The organism is Marinococcus sp. LNHM4E3-1 (assembly GCF_056034405.1).
The window spans coordinates 1-16,278 of record NZ_JBQLID010000011.1; the positions used below are offsets into that span (position 1 = coordinate 1).

General features: G+C 46.3%; 16 protein-coding genes and 1 pseudogene. 11 read left to right on the top strand and 6 right to left on the bottom strand.

Annotated features, from left to right (window positions below; genetic code table 11):
- Positions 1-188, bottom strand: a pseudogene (locus ACTRXI_RS11965) (ectoine hydroxylase); the annotation flags it as partial.
- A gap of 404 nt (positions 189-592) precedes the next feature.
- Entirely contained in the window at positions 593-1,027 is a 435-nt protein-coding gene (locus ACTRXI_RS11970; RefSeq protein ID WP_474262811.1) for a universal stress protein, read from the bottom strand.
- Positions 1,028-1,432: 405 nt separating this feature from the next.
- On the opposite strand from ACTRXI_RS11970, the gene ACTRXI_RS11975 reads away from it, so the two are divergent.
- The gene (locus ACTRXI_RS11975) at positions 1,433-3,010 is read left to right on the top strand and encodes a BCCT family transporter (protein WP_474262813.1); all 1,578 of its coding nucleotides are present in this window, start codon (positions 1,433-1,435) and stop codon (positions 3,008-3,010) included.
- 52 nt (positions 3,011-3,062) lie between these two features.
- Here the strand turns inward: ACTRXI_RS11975 and ACTRXI_RS11980 are convergent, their stop codons facing one another.
- Entirely contained in the window at positions 3,063-3,788 is a 726-nt protein-coding gene (locus ACTRXI_RS11980) for an MBL fold metallo-hydrolase (RefSeq protein WP_474262815.1), read from the bottom strand.
- Between the two features lie 188 nt (positions 3,789-3,976).
- Between ACTRXI_RS11980 and ACTRXI_RS11985 the strand changes: the two genes are divergently transcribed.
- The 7 genes from ACTRXI_RS11985 to ACTRXI_RS12015 all read left to right on the top strand — a co-directional run bounded on the left by ACTRXI_RS11985 (position 3,977) and on the right by ACTRXI_RS12015 (position 10,394).
- The gene (locus ACTRXI_RS11985; RefSeq protein ID WP_474262817.1) at positions 3,977-5,200 is read left to right on the top strand and encodes a hypothetical protein; all 1,224 of its coding nucleotides are present in this window, start codon (positions 3,977-3,979) and stop codon (positions 5,198-5,200) included.
- A 217-nt stretch (positions 5,201-5,417) separates the two neighbouring features.
- Positions 5,418-5,996, top strand: a complete 579-nt coding sequence (locus tag ACTRXI_RS11990) for a cell wall hydrolase (RefSeq protein ID WP_474262819.1) — start codon at positions 5,418-5,420, stop codon at positions 5,994-5,996.
- 122 nt (positions 5,997-6,118) lie between these two features.
- Complete coding sequence (locus ACTRXI_RS11995; RefSeq protein WP_474262821.1) at positions 6,119-6,946, top strand: sugar phosphate isomerase/epimerase family protein; 828 nt, start codon at positions 6,119-6,121, stop codon at positions 6,944-6,946.
- 241 nt (positions 6,947-7,187) lie between these two features.
- Positions 7,188-7,559: a DUF2512 family protein gene (locus ACTRXI_RS12000; RefSeq protein WP_474262823.1), complete on the top strand. Its 372-nt coding sequence runs from the start codon at positions 7,188-7,190 to the stop codon at positions 7,557-7,559.
- A gap of 16 nt (positions 7,560-7,575) precedes the next feature.
- A complete protein-coding gene (locus tag ACTRXI_RS12005; RefSeq protein WP_474262825.1) occupies positions 7,576-8,067 on the top strand; it encodes a DUF2243 domain-containing protein in 492 nt (163 codons plus the stop codon).
- A 4-nt stretch (positions 8,068-8,071) separates the two neighbouring features.
- Complete coding sequence (locus tag ACTRXI_RS12010; RefSeq protein WP_474262827.1) at positions 8,072-8,830, top strand: cytochrome c oxidase assembly protein; 759 nt, start codon at positions 8,072-8,074, stop codon at positions 8,828-8,830.
- 22 nt (positions 8,831-8,852) lie between these two features.
- On the top strand, positions 8,853-10,394 hold the full coding sequence (locus ACTRXI_RS12015) for an FAD-dependent oxidoreductase (protein ID WP_474262829.1): 1,542 nt from the start codon (positions 8,853-8,855) through the stop codon (positions 10,392-10,394).
- A gap of 44 nt (positions 10,395-10,438) precedes the next feature.
- On the opposite strand, the gene ACTRXI_RS12020 is transcribed toward ACTRXI_RS12015, so the two are convergent.
- Together ACTRXI_RS12020 and ACTRXI_RS12025 are read right to left on the bottom strand one after the other, a co-directional pair.
- The gene (locus tag ACTRXI_RS12020) at positions 10,439-12,136 is read right to left on the bottom strand and encodes a methyl-accepting chemotaxis protein (protein ID WP_474262831.1); all 1,698 of its coding nucleotides are present in this window, start codon (positions 12,134-12,136) and stop codon (positions 10,439-10,441) included.
- Positions 12,137-12,371: 235 nt separating this feature from the next.
- A complete protein-coding gene (locus ACTRXI_RS12025; protein WP_474262833.1) occupies positions 12,372-13,205 on the bottom strand; it encodes a GGDEF domain-containing protein in 834 nt (277 codons plus the stop codon).
- A 240-nt stretch (positions 13,206-13,445) separates the two neighbouring features.
- Between ACTRXI_RS12025 and ACTRXI_RS12030 the strand changes: the two genes are divergently transcribed.
- The 3 genes from ACTRXI_RS12030 to ACTRXI_RS12040 all read left to right on the top strand — a co-directional run bounded on the left by ACTRXI_RS12030 (position 13,446) and on the right by ACTRXI_RS12040 (position 16,061).
- Positions 13,446-14,495 (top strand): class I fructose-bisphosphate aldolase, encoded by a 1,050-nt coding sequence (locus tag ACTRXI_RS12030; RefSeq protein ID WP_474262835.1) that lies wholly within the window; start codon positions 13,446-13,448, stop codon positions 14,493-14,495.
- Between the two features lie 110 nt (positions 14,496-14,605).
- Positions 14,606-15,790 carry a formamidase gene (gene fmdA, locus ACTRXI_RS12035; protein ID WP_322526265.1) on the top strand — a complete coding sequence of 395 codons (1,185 nt, stop codon included), beginning with the start codon at positions 14,606-14,608 and terminating at the stop codon, positions 15,788-15,790.
- Between the two features lies 1 nt (position 15,791).
- Positions 15,792-16,061 carry an FmdB family zinc ribbon protein gene (locus ACTRXI_RS12040; protein ID WP_474262837.1) on the top strand — a complete coding sequence of 90 codons (270 nt, stop codon included), beginning with the start codon at positions 15,792-15,794 and terminating at the stop codon, positions 16,059-16,061.
- A gap of 51 nt (positions 16,062-16,112) precedes the next feature.
- Here the strand turns inward: ACTRXI_RS12040 and ACTRXI_RS12045 are convergent, their stop codons facing one another.
- Positions 16,113-16,271 (bottom strand): hypothetical protein, encoded by a 159-nt coding sequence (locus ACTRXI_RS12045; RefSeq protein ID WP_474262839.1) that lies wholly within the window; start codon positions 16,269-16,271, stop codon positions 16,113-16,115.
- Between the last annotated feature and the right edge of the window lie 7 nt (positions 16,272-16,278).

Below are 16,278 nucleotides of genomic sequence, written 5' to 3' on the forward strand. Positions count from 1 at the left end.
TTCATCATTTCAACTTCCTCATCGGTAAACAGCTTCTGGAGCATGAGGTAGCCGTTCTCGTCGTAAAAGTCCAGTTCTTCCTTTTGCAGCGGGCCGTCAAAATCCGAACCGCCGTGAACAACAGGGTCCTTCCGGTCCATGATTTCCTTATGATCGCCCTGTCTGGATGGATACTTATCGATTGCCATTTTCAAGTCCTCCTAAAAATTTTTAAAATACAGAATGAGTGCGGGCTGTAGAATCCCGCTTTAAAGTGGATGTGGAAAAAATAATGATTCTTTTTGTGCACCGGCTTCATGCCTGGTTGCATATAGAACAAAAGATGAAAATAATGCATAGCGAAAACAAAAGAACAATAAGCCCGGGAGAGGAGTAAATCGGCTTTTGCACGCAAAAAAGCCAGAAAAGAGACAGGTCTTTTCTGGCTTATGTTTTAGGCGCTATTGTCCAAACATTTCCACCATGCATATATTTTTTTACCCCTCAATCTATCGGGGACACTTAAACTGTTCCCGCTCACAAAAGGAATAAACATAAATTTTCAAAAAAAAGCAGCGGCAATTTTTGCCTGCTGCTTTTAAAAGCTTTAATTTTAAGAACGGACCACCATGACACTGCAGGGTGCCGCTTTTGCAATGTGCTCGGATACACTGCCCATGAATATTTTTTCTACAGCGTTTAAGCCGGTCGCCCCGGTAACTATTAAATCCACATGGTATTTCGGTACGATATCACGAATGATTTTCGTTTTGGGAGATCCGTATAAAAGCTCTACAGTTACATCTGTGATGCCTGCTTCTTCTGCCTGTTTTTTGTATTTTGCCAGCAGTTCATTGGCATCCTCCTGTACTTTTTCAATAATGGAAGGAGCGTAACTGCTCATCGGCTGATAGGCGTTTTTATTAATCACCCTCGCAATTATAAGCTGGGCTTCCTGCGCTTTAGCAATAGGGAGAGCGGTCTCAAAAGCATATTCAGCCTGCTCGGATCCGTCGACAGCCACTAATACAACGTTCATTGTGTGCATAGAACAACCTCCTAATATAGTGAATTAGCAGGGGTATCCTGCCTGAAACCTAAAGCTGGAAAGAGGAAATAGGACAAATGCAGTTCGTTTTATGCCGCTCTTTGATGAGTTATATTCTATATTCATTGTACATGATATTTTTGACATTTACGACGCCAATAAATGAATAATTAGTGAAATAGTCATGAAAATTAAGAAAATTCATTGAAAAATTCCTTAAATCAGTGAATTTGTGTATTATTTGCAAGATAATTCGGGTAAATCAAACCAAAGGCTGCTTCACATTAGTTCTTTGATCCTAATACTATTTCCAAGAGTTTTTTTGGAACTAACTGTTGTTGGAAGGCCTTATATGTTAAAGTTTCGTTAATTCGTTTCCCTAAGCAAAGAAAGGAGGAAGGCATCATGAGTGAAAAAGAGAAAAAATTTAAATTTCTCAACAGTATCTTTTTCATTTCTTTTATCATTATTTTTGTATTTGCATTGTGGGGGGCATTAGCACCACAGGCCCTGCAGGCACAAGCCGAATTTACATACGGCTTTATTGCTGATACGTTCGGCTGGTTCTATTTACTGTTTGTGCTTTTTCTGATCTTATTTAACTTTTATATGGCGTTTAGTAAGTACGGGCGTGTCAGACTCGGGGGCGACGATGCCCGGCCGAAATACCCTTTTTTCACCTGGATCGCGATGCTTTTCAGCTGTGGATTTGGTGTAAGTATCGTTTTCTGGGGTGTGGCAGAACCGATGACCCACTTTCAGACTCCCCCTCCCTGGACGAGCGTAGATCCCGGGACACCGGAAGCGGCAAGGGAAGCAATGTGGAACGCATTTTTTAACAACGGCATCCACCAGTGGGCGTCATTTACATTTGTGGGACTTGCGATTTCCTACTTTTTATACCGTCAGGAAGAGCGGAGTCTTATCAGTGACACAATGAACGGTGTTATCGGGGACGGCACCCGCCCGCTCCGCAAAGGCTTCCGTAATGGCGTGGACATCATTGCTGTTATCGCTACAGTAATGGGGGTGGCTACTACGCTTGGTTTGAGTGTTCTGCAGATCAGCGGGGGCCTCAATAGTGTGTTCAGTATTCCTGCCAGCTCGACGACTCAGTTTACTATTGTAGCCGTCATGTTTGTAGCTTTTATGGTTTCGACCATCTCTGGTCTGGACCGTGGAATAAAATATTTGAGTAATGTAAACCTCGGTCTGGCTTTGTTTTTAATGATAGCTGTATTGTTTATCGGTCCTACAGGCTTTATTTTTGAAACAATTACCATGGGTCTCGGTGATTATGTTCAAAACTTCTTCCAGGCAAGTCTGCGTATGGAAAACTATACAGACGGCACCTGGGTGCAGGACTGGCCGATTTATTACTGGGCCTGGACGATTGCCTGGTCTCCATTTGTAGGGATGTTCGTAGCCCGTATTTCTAAAGGGCGCACGCTCCGGGAATTCGTCCTTGGCGTTATGGTTGCTCCGCCGTTTATCGGGATGATCTGGATTGGTATTTTCGGCGGCACTGCGATCAACCTGGATTTATTCCACGGCACAGATATAGCGGGCATTGTTGCGGAGGATACGACACGGGCCATGTTTGCCATGCTCGATAACATACCGCTTGGCACTCTGCTCTCCATACTGTCGATATGCCTGCTGTTTACATTCCTGGTAACCTCAGCAGACTCTGCCACATTTGTGCTGGGCATGATGACATCCAACGGGGATACGAACCCATCAATGCTCTTAAAAGTAATCTGGGGCGCATTGATCGCCGGTTTGGCTACTGTACTGATTATCAGTGCCGGTCTTGACGGACTGCAGACAGTTTCTCTTATCGGGGCCCTGCCATTCTCTATTGTCCTGTTCATCTCCGCTATTTCCTTACTGAAATCCGTACGAAAGGATTACAAGGAAACGAGACTTCGGGAGGAAGAAGAGCGCCGGCAGCGGATCCGGGAGGATATCGAAAACTCTTAATCAAAGCACAAACGAAAGCACCCCCGCTAGCTGCGGAGGTGCTTTTTTTCGTTTAGGATAAGATTCCCCGGATTTTTTGATTAATGTCTCCGTGTACTACGCCTCCGTGATAACAAATTACGGTCGTCATATCGAAATCGAGCAGTTTTTCTAGAGAACGGTGGGCTTGTTCCATGTCTGGCGTAACTTCTGCCCGGGGTCCGAAAAGCTCGCCGTCTTCAGCAGTCAAAGCATCGCCGGCAATAAGCGTATGGCTGTTTTCGTGATACAGGCTGATATGCCCGGGAGCATGTCCGGGCGTATGCACTGCGGTCAGCCCCGCCACAGGTTTATCTCCCTCTTCCATAGTTTCATTGATGAGCGAGGGTTCATTCTTATCGAGCATATAACCAACCCGGTCCCTCTTTTCCTCCGGAAGGGTGTCGATCAGGTTTGCTTTGGCATTACTGCTGAATTTAATCAACGGTTCTTCCCCGTCTACGTACGGTTTGTCTTCAGAATGCATGAGGACACGCAGGTTGGGATGGTCGTGAAGAATTTCCGGGAGGCTCCCGATGTGATCAATGTCCTGATGGGTTAAAATAACAGTATCAAGGTGATCGGGGTTTAAATTTTCCTGTCGTATCAATTCGTATATTTCTTCTTCGTATCCGGGCATGCCTGTGTCAAAGAGAATCAGGTGGCCATCGTTATTTATGAGGGTTAAGTGTAATACCATGGTATCCTTTCCACGGGGCACGGAAAGCTCGAGTACGTGAATGGTTTCTGTAAGCTTCATAGCGGCCGAAGCACTTGGCTCCGGTTCACCTCCTTGTATTATATTGAACCTAAAAGAAATATTCCTCATTTTCTTTTATCTATAACATGTGCATAATAGAAAAATATGTGCATTTGGAAAAAGGCGAAAGTATGATACTGTATCTTTGGCCTTATTTCTAAGACAGTGCAGAGGAAGGAGGAGTATCAATGGCTTCGAAAAAAAACAAACATTCGCCGGACAGCTATACACTCGGGCTGATAGCCGCCCCGGAGCTGCCGAAGGAAATTTGCGACGAGATGGCAGAAGAACTGCCGGATTTGCTCAAAAACTATGTAGATGACCGGAGAAGCTGGGAAGTGGAAGTGATTCTTGATCCTTTTGCCGGGGTGATAGAAAAATCAGAGCCTGTGATTGAGGAAGCACAAAAACATAAACAAAAGAATGAATGGGATTATGCTCTCTGCTTTACGGACCTTCCAATTATAGACGGCAAAAAACTGGTGATAGCTGATGCCAGTTCAGACCGGGAGATTGGCCTTATTTCCCTGCCCTCTCTAGGGGCAATGCCAATGAGAAAGCGTGTCCGTGAGGCAATGATGCAGCTTGTAAATGAAATGCACCATGGAAGCCTGGAGGAAGACCGCGAACGGCAGAATGAGCGTATCGCAGAAAATCAGGAGCAGCTTGAGGATCATGAAGAAGAACATTCCTATCAGGTCCGGGGAAGAGGATCGAGAGAGCTGATGGGCAGCCGTTTGTATGAGCGCTTTTCCCCAATTAAACGGACGGTGTATTCTAATGAAGAAGAAAGCCAGCATGTCCGCTTCTACGCTAACCTGAATATGAGAGGGCGCACGAGGCTGCTTTCCGGCATGGTGCTGGCAAACCGGCCCTGGACGATTTTTCCGGCCTTTAAGCGTGTGATTGCTTTAGCTTTTGCTACCGGAGCTTATGGGCTGATTTTTCCTAGTTTCTGGATGCTGAGCGACACCTATGGCTTTTGGCGCTTTCTTGCTGTTATGTTTACGGCCATGGTGGCTATGACTGTATGGTTTATTGCTGCCCATGGTTTGTGGGAAAAAGAGTCAAAGGCAGAATCTAAATTTTTAGTCCGTTCCTACAATAAAGCTACAGCTTCTACCATCGGAATTGCCATTATTCATTATTATATTATTCTATTTTTGATGTTTTTAGTTGTTTCTCTGCTGTTTATTCCAGGCTCTCAGCTGGCACTGAATTTACAGGGGGCCGTAACATTTGCGACGTACCTGAAAATATCCTGGCTTGCCTGCACGGTAGCTACGCTTGGAGGCGCTCTTGGGGCAGGGCTTGAAAGTGAAGAAACGGTGCTCAAAGCGACCTACGGCTACCGTCAGCGTATTCGCAATGAACGTGCGAAATCGGAAAAACGTGAGGAATCTTCCTCTTAAAAAAGACGCAGGAAGGCGTCTATGCCTTTATCGTGGAATTACAATGCCTCTTTCTGTGCCTATGACTTTTCTTCCCGTATTACAGCAAAAAACAGCCGGATACGCCGTCAGTGGAAATTATTATTCCTTGAAGAGAAGTGGTAAAATGATGACAGACCTGTCATTTGCCGCCATTATAGGAACAATAATCTTGCCTCACTGATAAAGGGTGATTACGATGTCCAGGCAGTATTCTATTTACACCGTAATGGGATCGCTAGCTGTTTTTGCCGCTGTGCTAGGCTTCTTAGTCTACAATGTGCACGAACGAAGCCAGATAGCCGAGCAGGAAGCAGAAAAAAAACAACAGGCTGCAGAAGAAGAGACAGAACAGGAAGCAGAGGCACCTGAACAGGAGCCGGAAGAAGAAAGAGTCGCCTCGAGCGAAGTGCCTGAGGTGGAAAATGAAGAACTGCTTGAACGGGCCGTTCATGCAGAAGCCAAAGATGAATCTTTTGAAGGCATGGTGGCCGTGGCAAGTGTTATTTTGAACCGCATTGAATCTGAAACCTTCCCAGACGATGTCGAAAGTGTCATTTACGAAGAAAATCAATTCCAGGTAGTAGCTAACGGAAGCATAGAAGAATCCCCTTCCGAGCGTGCAGAAGAAGCAACGGAAGAGGCTCTGAATGGATCGGAGCCGGTAGGGGATTCATTGTTTTTCTGGAGTGAAGATGTGCCGAAAGACAACTGGCTCTGGGAAACGAAGACAGTTGATTATGAAATCGGCGGACATGTTTTTTCAGAAGACGTTTAAGTAGGACCAGCGGTGACAAACCGCTGGTTTTTTTGTTTTATATTTGGTTAAAAACATGCTTACAGGAGAGCTGGGTAAGGAATATATTAGAAGGCAGGCATAATAGTGAAGGGGAGAACGAGATGAAATTTTCGATATGCAGCTGGATCTTTGGAGACCAGCCAATTGAACAGACAATGCGTGACGCAGCTTCCATAGGGTACGATGAAATTGAAATTCACGCGAAGGACTATAACTGGGAGGAATTAATCCAGCAGGCGGAAGCCCTCGGGATCCGTATCCGGGGCCTGTGTGCGGATGCAGGATGGCCGCGGAAAGAAACAGATTTATCACAGATTGATCCAACTATGCGAAAAACAGCTGTAAATTATTTTAAAGAACAGATTAGCCGGGCGTACCGGGCCGGTGCAGAATATATGGTGCTTTCCCCGTGTGCCCCGGGCAAATCAGTGCCGGAAGGAAACGGCAAGGAAGAATGGGAAGCAGCCGTTTTATCACTTCAGGAAATAGCTCCCTATGCAGAAGAAAGAAACATTGCTCTGGTCATTGAGCCGTTAAATCGTTACGAAAGTTGTATCATTAATACCGGATGGCAGGCGCTTATGCTCGTGGAAGAAACCGGACATCCATTTGTGACGACGATGCTCGATACTTTTCACATGAACATTGAGGAGAGCAGCATGAAGAAGCCTTTTCATCATCTGGGCCCAGCCCTCAGCCATATACATGTGGCAGATACTAATCGGCAGGGCCTCGGGTACGGAAGACTTCCCTGGGAGGCGATCGCTGAGGCTATTAAAGAAACTGGGTACGATGGAACGATTACAGTAGAATGCCTGGCACCGGAATTGAATGTATTTCCTTCAGAAGAAAAAAAGTCCAGAATAGATTGTGTTAATGAATATGCCGAAAAGTCGCTTGAAAAACTGCAGTATCTTTTCCAGTCATAATAGAACGAAAGAAGAATATATCCACCTCTTAAGCCTGGTGCTCACTCGCAAAGCGCTAGCTCGAGTGATTAAAAGAGCGTTTATGTAAATGCGTTTTAAGGAAATAGAGGGATAGCCCAGCATTAACTGAATAAAAAAAGGCAGCAATCGCGGGAGTAAGCCTTGCGGTAAGCCAGGAAAAGAGATACGTCTTTCCCTGGCTTTTTGCGTTTTATAAACCGGCTTCAGAAAGGAGGAGAACATGAAACACATTAAAGCATTAACCGGAAAAGGAGTGATGACGGCGGCTCTGTTATTTTTGGTGCTCGGTATCGCAAACGGGGTCTCTGTATGGAGTGTGCTGGTGCTCACTATTATTATCGGCGCAATCAGCTATCCGTTCGGTGATCTAATGCTGCTCCCCCGTGTAAAAAGCCTGATCGCAGCGATTGGGGATGCCGTTCTTGTGTTTGTGATTATTTTAATTGCAGGTGCTGTAATTTCCTTTTCAGGCCCGGTGCTGCTTGCAGCAATAACAGCCGCTGTGCTGATGGGAACAGCAGAATATATGTTTCATTTTTATCTGGGCACGCACGTGCTTTTTTCGAGCAATCGTGTGAAAACAGATATGTAACGTAGGAGGCTTAGTCATGTCAGAAAAAAACGAAGCTATGCTTCGGAGAAACCAGGCGAATTACGCCGGAAGAAACTTGTTATCCGGTTTTCTTTTCGGTCTCGGGCTCATCGCTTTTATAGATGAAGCCGTTTTTCATCAGCTTCTGAACTGGCATCATTTTTATGATTTATCGACCACGGCTGTCGGGATCGTTTCAGATGGTTTTTTTCACGCATTCAGCTGGTTTGCTACAGTAGCTGCCCTGTTTATGTTTGCTGATCTCCGGCGCCGGCAGAGCTTCTGGCTGCGCCGGTGGATCGGGGGGATGTTAACCGGAGTCGGCTTCTTTCAGCTGTATGACGGGATCGTTCATCATAAGTGGATGGGCATCCATCAAATAAGATACGGGGTAGATATTCTGCCATATGATCTGGTGTGGAACATCAGCGCGTTCGTACTGCTTGTTGCCGGGATAATCGTATGGAGACAAACTTCGCGGATAAAAAAGCAAAGAGCAGCTGTATAAACTGATGATTACTTCACATTATTTTGCAGAAGGCGTGCTTGCAGCCCCTTTTGTCGTTGTCTGTCTCTTGTATCTTGCTGCGGCCTTTCGTGACACTGGATGGCCGGTATACCGCATTGGGCTGTTTGCTGCCGGTACAGCGTCGGCAGTCATTTCGGTGCTTGGGCCGATTCCCCGGATGGCTCATGATTCCTTTGTCATTCATATGACCGGCCATTTGCTGCTTGGTATGCTGGCCCCGCTTTGTATGGTGCTCTCGGCGCCGGTGACGCTTGCTCTCCGAACTCTCCCAGTGCCTTCAGCGAAAAAGCTGTCTAAATTATTGCGGAGCCGCTTTGTGGCGATAGTATCTCATCCGGTGACGGCTTCGGTGTTAAATATTGGCGGCCTATGGCTTTTGTATACGACTGGATTGTACGCTTTGATGCATGAGTCCGTGCTCGTTTATACCACTGTTCATATTCATATTTTCTTAGCGGGATATGTGTTTACAGCTTCTATTATTTATATCGATCCGGCCCCGCACCGGTATTCTTTTCTGTTTCGGTCCGGGGTGCTTGTAACAGCCCTTGCAGGCCACGGTATTTTGTCCAAGTATTTATATACATCTCCGCCGCCCGGAATTGGTCAGGAAGCTGCTCGGGCAGGTTCGATGCTGATGTATTACGGGGGCGATGCGGTGGATATTGCCATTATGGTGATTCTCTGCTGGCACTGGTATAAAGCGGCCCGTCCCAAGCAGCAAGAAGCACGGGCAGCCTGAATAACTATAAGGAGGAACTGCAATGACTAACAATAAACATGTCCCTTTATATCCGAATTCTTTATGGCTTAAGGAAAGCGAAACTACACACATGCCTGCACATAGTGGAGAAGACACGGCTGAAGTGACTATCACAGGAGCCGGGGCAGCCGGTATCACAGCAGCCTACTATTTAGCAAAGGCCGGAACGAAGGTGGTGCTGCTGGAAGCGGGCAGGGTGCTCGAAGGTACAACCGGGAATACAACGGCAAAAATATCCTCCCAGCACGGAATGGTGTACGATGAGCTGATTCAGAATCACGGCCGGGAAAAAACCAGCCAGTACTTTGAAGCTAACGAACAGGCGATCAGCGATATGCGCAAGCGGGTTACTGAGCTTAATATTGACTGTGAATGGGAAGAGCGGGACGCTTTTATTTATACGAAAAGCGAGCAGCAGAAAAAAGTGATGGAGAAGGAAGCGGAGGCGTACCGGTTATTAAATGTAAACGGCGGTGATGCTTCTGACGAACATGATCTTCCGTACGCTGTCGAGCGGGCTCTCGTTATCCGCGATCAGGCTCAGTTTCAGCCAGTGCATTATTACCGGGTCCTTCTTGAAGAGGTAGTCCGCCTTGGCGGGCGTGTGTACGAGAATACACGTGCAGCTGATGTGAATAAAGCCAATGGGAAAGTAGTGGTCAATACAAACAACGACAGCACGGTTACCAGTGACTACCTTTTGGTAACAAGTCATTTCCCTTTTAACGACGGTATGGGAAAATACTACAGTCGTCTGCATGTGGAGCGTTCCTACATCATAGGGGCAAAAGTTCAGACAATGCCAAAGCATATGTATATCAGTGTAGATTCCCCTTCGCGGTCGCTTCGTACAGCAAAGGATGAAAACGGGGAGAAACTGCTTTTAATTGGCGGGGAAGGACACACGTCCGGAAAAAATGAAACGAATACGTTCGAACGGTATGAAGCACTGCGCAGCTTTGGTGAAGAGTACTTCGGTCTGCAGACGGTCCCTTACCGCTGGTCGGCTCAGGATATGATCACTCTGGATAAAATGCCCTATGTGGGCCCAATGACATCCGGGGAAGAACAGATTTTTACTGCCACCGGATTTATGAAGTGGGGCATGAGTAACAGTGAAGCAGCAGGGAAGATGCTCGCCGATTATGTACTCGGTAATGAAAATGTGTATAAGGAGGCTTTTGATCCAACACGTTCCGAGTTGAAAAAGAAAAACATTCAATCCTTTGCTTCCGAAAACATGGACGTAGGAAAAGAAATGATTAAAGGAAAGGCCAACAGAGGGGATAAAGAAAAGAACCTGGAAAATGATGAAGGAGCTTTAATTAATACAGAAGACGGAAAGGCGGGCGCTTACAGGGACGAAACGGGCCGACTGTATGTTGTCGACACCACCTGTACGCATATGGGCTGCGATCTCTCCTGGAACAATGCAGAACGGAGCTGGGACTGTCCGTGCCATGGTTCGAGATTTTCCTACGACGGAGAAGTTATTGAAGGGCCGGCAGTAACGCCGCTGAAGCGTAAAACAGATCTTGAATAACAAAGAAGGCCCGGAGAAAAAATCTCCGGGCCTTCTTACTCGTATTACAGCTTAAATTTATCTACTTCAGCGTTCAACTGGCGGGCAAGATCGTTAAGGTTTTCCGAATTAGCGGAAACTTCCTCCATGGAGCTGCTCGTCTGCTGGACGGAAGCCGCTGTCTGTTCAACGCCGGCAGCAGATTCCTCGGATACTGAAGCTATTTCTTCAATAGAAGCGTTGATTTCCTGACTGCTTGAAGAGATGGCTGCCAGATTTTGAGTAACAGATTGAAGATTTTCTGCCATTTCCTGAATAGCAGTATTAATTGTATTAAAGGTTTCGCCAGTAGTCTGGATCTGGGTGGTGCCGATTTCCACTTCTTTATAGCCTGACTGCAGAGAGGCAGTGACGGAAGACGATTCGTTCTGGATTCCCTCCACGATGCCGGTAATGTCTGTGATAGAAGCAGAGACCTGCTCGGCCAGCTTCCGCACTTCATCAGCGACTACGGCGAAGCCGCGCCCCTGTTCGCCAGCCCGGGCAGCCTCAATGGCTGCATTTAAAGCAAGCAGGTTGGTCTGGTTAGCAATATCATTAATGACAGACACTAATTTTGAAATCTCCTGGGACTGTTTATCAAGTCCTTCCACTTTCACAGCGGCATTTTTCACGATAGCATCGATTTTTTCCATTTGATGAACCGAATTATCCATCAGCTCGCGACCTTCATTTGTAATAGACAAAATATGAGTCGAGGCATTGCGGACGTCTTCGCCCTTCGTATGGGCATCAGAAACATTTTCTGTAAAATCACTCATTAAGGAGGCAATGCTGCTGGCACTTGTGGCCTGGGATTCTGCCCCGGAAGCAAGCTCCTCCATTGTAACTGCCACCTGCTGGGATCCTGCTTTCACCTCGTTTGCAGAATGGGTTAAATTCTGACTCTGACCCGATACGTTCGCGGACATCGTTTTAATTTGTGCAAGCAGCTGGGCCATGTTGTCATTCATCTGGTTGGCAGCGAGTACGAGCTTGCCGGTTTCGTCGCGTGCGGTAGTCTGCATCGGATCCTGGCTCAAATCTCCATCTGCAATGGACTGCATCCGCTGCATAACCGCTTTAATCGGGGCAGAAATCGTGCGCGCCATAAAAAAGGCAATTGCCACTCCGGCAATGATAACCAGCAGGGAAACAATCGTGCCGGTGGTCATCATATTCCTGCCGCTTTCAAGCATTTCCTCACCTGCGGTGGTGATTAATCCTTCTCTCTCTGTGGCTAACTCTTCAAAGCCGGTCATAACCTCGCGGGCTAGCGGTTTGGCTTCTGTGTTTAAAATTTGTTTAGCTTCTTCTTCATTTCCTGCCTCATAGGCTGGAAAAACTTCTGAGGTAATAATCTGCTCCCATTCAATGCTTTGTTCCGTTAGTGCTTCTAATTCAGCGGATTCGAAATTGGCAAGCGTTTCCTCTTCCAGCGCAGCGCTCTCCTCGGTATATTCCATGAAGCTGCTTTTGAATTCCTCGTCGCCGAATAAAACGTACCCACGTGATAAAGCAACACGCTGGGCCATATTAAAAGCAAGCTTTTCGTCAGCGATTAACAGCGGAAGCTGCTCCTCAACGATACCTTCTGTTTCAGCATTCGCTTTACTGTTAGCGTAAAAATTATAGACCCCGAGTGCTGTTACCAGCACCACAAGTGACAAAAAACCGGTTAAGATTTTTGCGCGAAGACTTTTGAAGTTAAACCATTCCTTCATTCCATACACCCCTCTAAATTAATGTAGTAATACTTCCCCCTTGCGAAAAATACAGCTGCTGTTCTTTTGTTTCTGCTTTTTATGAGAATGATGGAATGGAAATATTAAGCAGATAAAAAGAATTAACTCTACAGACATTTATCGATATAAATTAGGCTGAAAAGTATAGGTCATTGTTACTGTAAAAATGAAGAAATTGTGAAGGGATTTTTCGGCGGAATAAGGCTTCCCGTATTTACTCGCTTAAGGGAAGTATATTTTCTTGATTTTGACGTTTGTTTTTATACATTGCCTGATCGGCTTTATGTAGGACGGCGGCGAAATCCTCCTGCTGATTCAGGGATTCGTAAGTTCCAACGCTGACGGTGATCGTAAAAGTGTTTTCCCCATCTGTATAGGGAACCCGGAGCTGCTGGTCTATCCGGCTTTGGGTCAGCTGTGTGCTTTTCCCGCTTTTTGTTCGGATTCTTTCCATAATGACAAACTCATCTCCGCCTAAACGATAAAGATGCTGTTCCGGAAAGCAGGCGCTGGCAATTCTGCTGGCAGTAAATTGAAGCACACGATCACCGGTCACATGGCCGTAAGTATCATTAACGGTTTTAAATTGATCAATGTCGATAAAATAAAGAAGATAAGGAAGTTCTGCATCGGAGGTTTTCTGAAAAAACTGCTGCAGGGCAACACGGTTGGGCAGCTTGGTTAAATCGTCGCGGCCAACCATTTCTTTGGTCGTTTCGAGGTGGGCGATAGTACGGTTCAAATCAGCATTTAAACGACCGATCATTCCGGTACTTTGAAAGGAGGCTCGGGCGCTCAGGTCTCCGTTTCGCACAGAGGTCAATACAGCCTGAAAGTGAAAAATGCATCTGCGTACAAAGCTGAAGAAAAGAAAATAATTCAAAAGCCCGAGTGCCACACCGGCTGTAATCGAAGCGATATAAAACATGTGTAAAAAAGAACCGGGTATGGGAATGACCATCGGAATAAGAACAGCAAAACCGACTCCTATGAAAATACCGAGAAACATATACAAAAAAAACATCACAAACAGATAATTTATTTTCATAAGAAACGCCCTTTCCAGCGGAAAAGTTGATTGCATTATAGAAGTTTAAATTAAGAAGCAGTACTTGCTATATATATCGTCACAATCCTAAAAAGTCTTATACTTAAAGCGGAAATCATTCATACAAACATTTTTCGGAGGCTTATCCTTTCATAAAATCTTTCGAAAATTTGTTTATTTTCTTCCCTAAAAAGGGAATTAGGTAAGAAGAATTTCCTAAAATGGTGAGGAGGTATCATGATGGCTTCAACGAAGGAAATATTAGGACAAGACGCGGATTACTTATTAAATCATGAAAGCAAGACGGTGCCGAAAGAAAACCTTTATGTGCCGGGGCCTGATTTTGTCGACCGGGTATACAAATCGACAGATCGTTCTCCGGTAGTTCTGCGCAACCTGCAGAGCCTGTTTGATCACGGACAGCTTGGCGGAACGGGTTATCTGTCCATTCTGCCGGTAGACCAGGGCATTGAGCATTCGGCAGGGGCTTCATTTGCTCCGAACCCGATGTATTTCGACCCGGAAAACATTGTGAAGCTTGCGATGGAAAGTAACTGTAATGCGGTAGCTTCAACGATCGGGGCACTTGGCTCGATTGCAAGAGATTATGCGCACAAAATCCCTTTCATTGCCAAAATTAACCACAATGAATTGTTAACGTATCCGGAAACACATGACCAAATCATGTTTGGATCTGTGGAACAGGCCTATAACATGGGGGCCGTAGCGGTTGGAGCGACGATTTATTTTGGTTCTGAGCAGAGTGACCGGCAGATCCAGGAAGTATCGAAGGCCTTCGAACGCGCTCACCAGCTCGGTCTTGGCACCATTCTCTGGGCCTATCTTCGTAACCCTGGCTTTAAAAAAGACGGCACCGATTATCACACCGCCTCCGATCTGACGAGTCAGGCGATCCATTTATCAGCAAGTCTGCAGGCTGATATTGTGAAACAAAAGATGCCGACCAACAACGGCGGCTACACCGCTGTCAGCTACGGCAAAACACATGACAAGGTTTATTCAGAGCTGACAAGTGACCATCCAATTGACCTGACCCGTTATCAGGTAATGAACTCGTTTATGGGACGGGCTGGCTTAATCAATTCCGGCGGCGGTTCTGCAGAATCGGATTTGGAGGATGCCGTAAAAACAGCGGTAATTAACAAGCGTGCCGGCGGCATGGGACTGATTATGGGACGCAAAGCGTTCCAGCGTCCGATGAAGGACGGTATAGAGATTATCCGCTCTGTGCAAAGCGTCTATGCGGATGAGTCGATTACTTTAGCATAAGAAGTAGAAAAAAGGGGAGAGCCTTCCCCTTTTTTTTATCTAATATATTCAGAAAATTTAAACATCGTATGCTGTGTCTCTGGCTACCTTTATAAACAGGAGGATTTTATATGCCGAAAAAACTGTTTGAAGTAGACCTCAATAAAACAATGGACCAGCAGACGACGCCGGGGCATAACCGCTGGCACCCGGATATTCCTGCCGCTTTTTCTGTAGAACCGGGAGAGACATTCCGTATGGAATGCCTGGACTGGACCGACGGGCAGATCAGCAACAATGATGACCCTTCGGATATAAAACATGTGAACCTCGATCGTGTGCACGTACTAAGCGGGCCGGTGCACGTGAATGGAGTGGAGGAGGGGGACCTGCTCGTTGTTGATATTTTGGATATCGGAACTTTTCACTCGCATGAATGGGGATTTAACGGTATTTTCGCCAAAGAAAACGGCGGAAGCTTTTTAGTGGACCATTATCCGGAAGCAGCCAAATCCATTTGGGATTTTGAAGGTATTTATGCGACTTCGAGACATGTTCCGAATGTAAAGTTTGCAGGCATCATTCATCCGGGGCTGATCGGCGTGGCTCCTTCACAGGATATGCTGAATGAATGGAACCGCAGGGAAAAGGAACTGGTGGATACAAATCCTGACCGGGTGCCGCCGCTTGCGAATCTTCCAACGAAGGATTCAGTTGTGCTTGGTGAACTCAAAGGTGAAGAGTTCGAACGGGTTGCCGCCGAAGGAGCAAGAACCGTCCCGCCCCGGGAAAATGGGGGAAACTGTGACATCAAGAACCTTTCGAAAGGATCAAGGGTATACTTTCCGGTGTTTGTAGATGGAGCGAAGCTGTCGGTGGGAGATCTTCATTTCTCGCAGGGAGATGGAGAAATTACGTTCTGCGGTGGCATTGAAATGCCCGGCTGGATTGACCTGAAAGTACACGTGATAAAGAACGGCATGGAAAAACACCGTATTAAGCGCAATCCTGTCTTTAAGCCAGGACCAGTCATGCCGCATTATAATGAATTTCTGGTTTTTGAAGGCGTGTCGGTGAACGAGTTCTCGGGAGCGCAGACCTACCTGGATGCTAACGTCGCTTACAGGAATGCGTGCCTGAATGCGATTGATTTTCTGAAAACACTCGGCTACACAGGCGAGCAGGCCTATATGCTCCTGGGTACTGCGCCGGTACAGGGCACTGTAGCAGGCGTCGTAGATATACCGAATGCCTGCTGCACGCTCGCCCTGCCTAAGGATATATTTTATAAAAATATTTTGCCGGAGCTTGATTAGTATGGCCCAATTCACCTTTGAATGCCGGACGTGCGGTACGTTTGAAAGCTGGATTGTCTCCAAAGGAGCCCGGGTCAGTGAAGCCCCGTGCCCTATGTGCGGGGCAGTGGCCGGAAGAGTCTTTCAGCCGGTGAACCTGTCAAAGATGGATACGAAAGTAAAATCGAGGATTGAAAACGGAATGCAGCCGAAAACAGTACAGCAAAAGGATTTGTCCGCAAAACAAAGGACCATACAGCGGACACCGCGCCCTTGGCAGGCAGGACATTAAAGAAGGAGACCCGGAACAAACGGGTCTCCTTTAACTATTTTTGAGTTACTGTTAATTTGAATTTTTGTCTTTTCCAGCTATGCCAATAATCGCTATGGTGGCCAGCATGACACCATAAACAATTGAAGAAGAAAGAAGAGGTTTTTTAGTGATTTTTAAAAATAAACGGTTGGGCTTGTCAGCTGAGTCCCTGGATTCCCGTTTATACATATCTCAG

Bases quoted from the DNA above. Each gene is read 5' to 3' on its own strand.
- ACTRXI_RS11985 (WP_474262817.1), top strand. From the start codon at position 3,977: ATGGCTTCGAAAAAAAACAAACATTCGCCGGACAGCTATACACTCGGG.
- ACTRXI_RS12025 (WP_474262833.1), bottom strand. From the start codon at position 13,205: ATGAAAATAAATTATCTGTTTGTGATGTTTTTTTTGTATATGTTTCTC.
- ACTRXI_RS11995 (WP_474262821.1), top strand. From the start codon at position 6,119: ATGAAATTTTCGATATGCAGCTGGATCTTTGGAGACCAGCCAATTGAA.
- fmdA (WP_322526265.1), top strand. From the start codon at position 14,606: ATGCCGAAAAAACTGTTTGAAGTAGACCTCAATAAAACAATGGACCAG.
- ACTRXI_RS12045 (WP_474262839.1), bottom strand. From the start codon at position 16,271: ATGTATAAACGGGAATCCAGGGACTCAGCTGACAAGCCCAACCGTTTA.
- ACTRXI_RS12040 (WP_474262837.1), top strand. From the start codon at position 15,792: ATGGCCCAATTCACCTTTGAATGCCGGACGTGCGGTACGTTTGAAAGC.
- ACTRXI_RS12015 (WP_474262829.1), top strand. From the start codon at position 8,853: ATGACTAACAATAAACATGTCCCTTTATATCCGAATTCTTTATGGCTT.
- ACTRXI_RS11980 (WP_474262815.1), bottom strand. From the start codon at position 3,788: ATGAAGCTTACAGAAACCATTCACGTACTCGAGCTTTCCGTGCCCCGT.
- ACTRXI_RS11975 (WP_474262813.1), top strand. From the start codon at position 1,433: ATGAGTGAAAAAGAGAAAAAATTTAAATTTCTCAACAGTATCTTTTTC.
- ACTRXI_RS12000 (WP_474262823.1), top strand. From the start codon at position 7,188: ATGAAACACATTAAAGCATTAACCGGAAAAGGAGTGATGACGGCGGCT.
- ACTRXI_RS12010 (WP_474262827.1), top strand. From the start codon at position 8,072: ATGATTACTTCACATTATTTTGCAGAAGGCGTGCTTGCAGCCCCTTTT.
- ACTRXI_RS11990 (WP_474262819.1), top strand. From the start codon at position 5,418: ATGTCCAGGCAGTATTCTATTTACACCGTAATGGGATCGCTAGCTGTT.
- ACTRXI_RS12020 (WP_474262831.1), bottom strand. From the start codon at position 12,136: ATGAAGGAATGGTTTAACTTCAAAAGTCTTCGCGCAAAAATCTTAACC.
- ACTRXI_RS12005 (WP_474262825.1), top strand. From the start codon at position 7,576: ATGTCAGAAAAAAACGAAGCTATGCTTCGGAGAAACCAGGCGAATTAC.
- ACTRXI_RS12030 (WP_474262835.1), top strand. From the start codon at position 13,446: ATGGCTTCAACGAAGGAAATATTAGGACAAGACGCGGATTACTTATTA.
- ACTRXI_RS11970 (WP_474262811.1), bottom strand. From the start codon at position 1,027: ATGCACACAATGAACGTTGTATTAGTGGCTGTCGACGGATCCGAGCAG.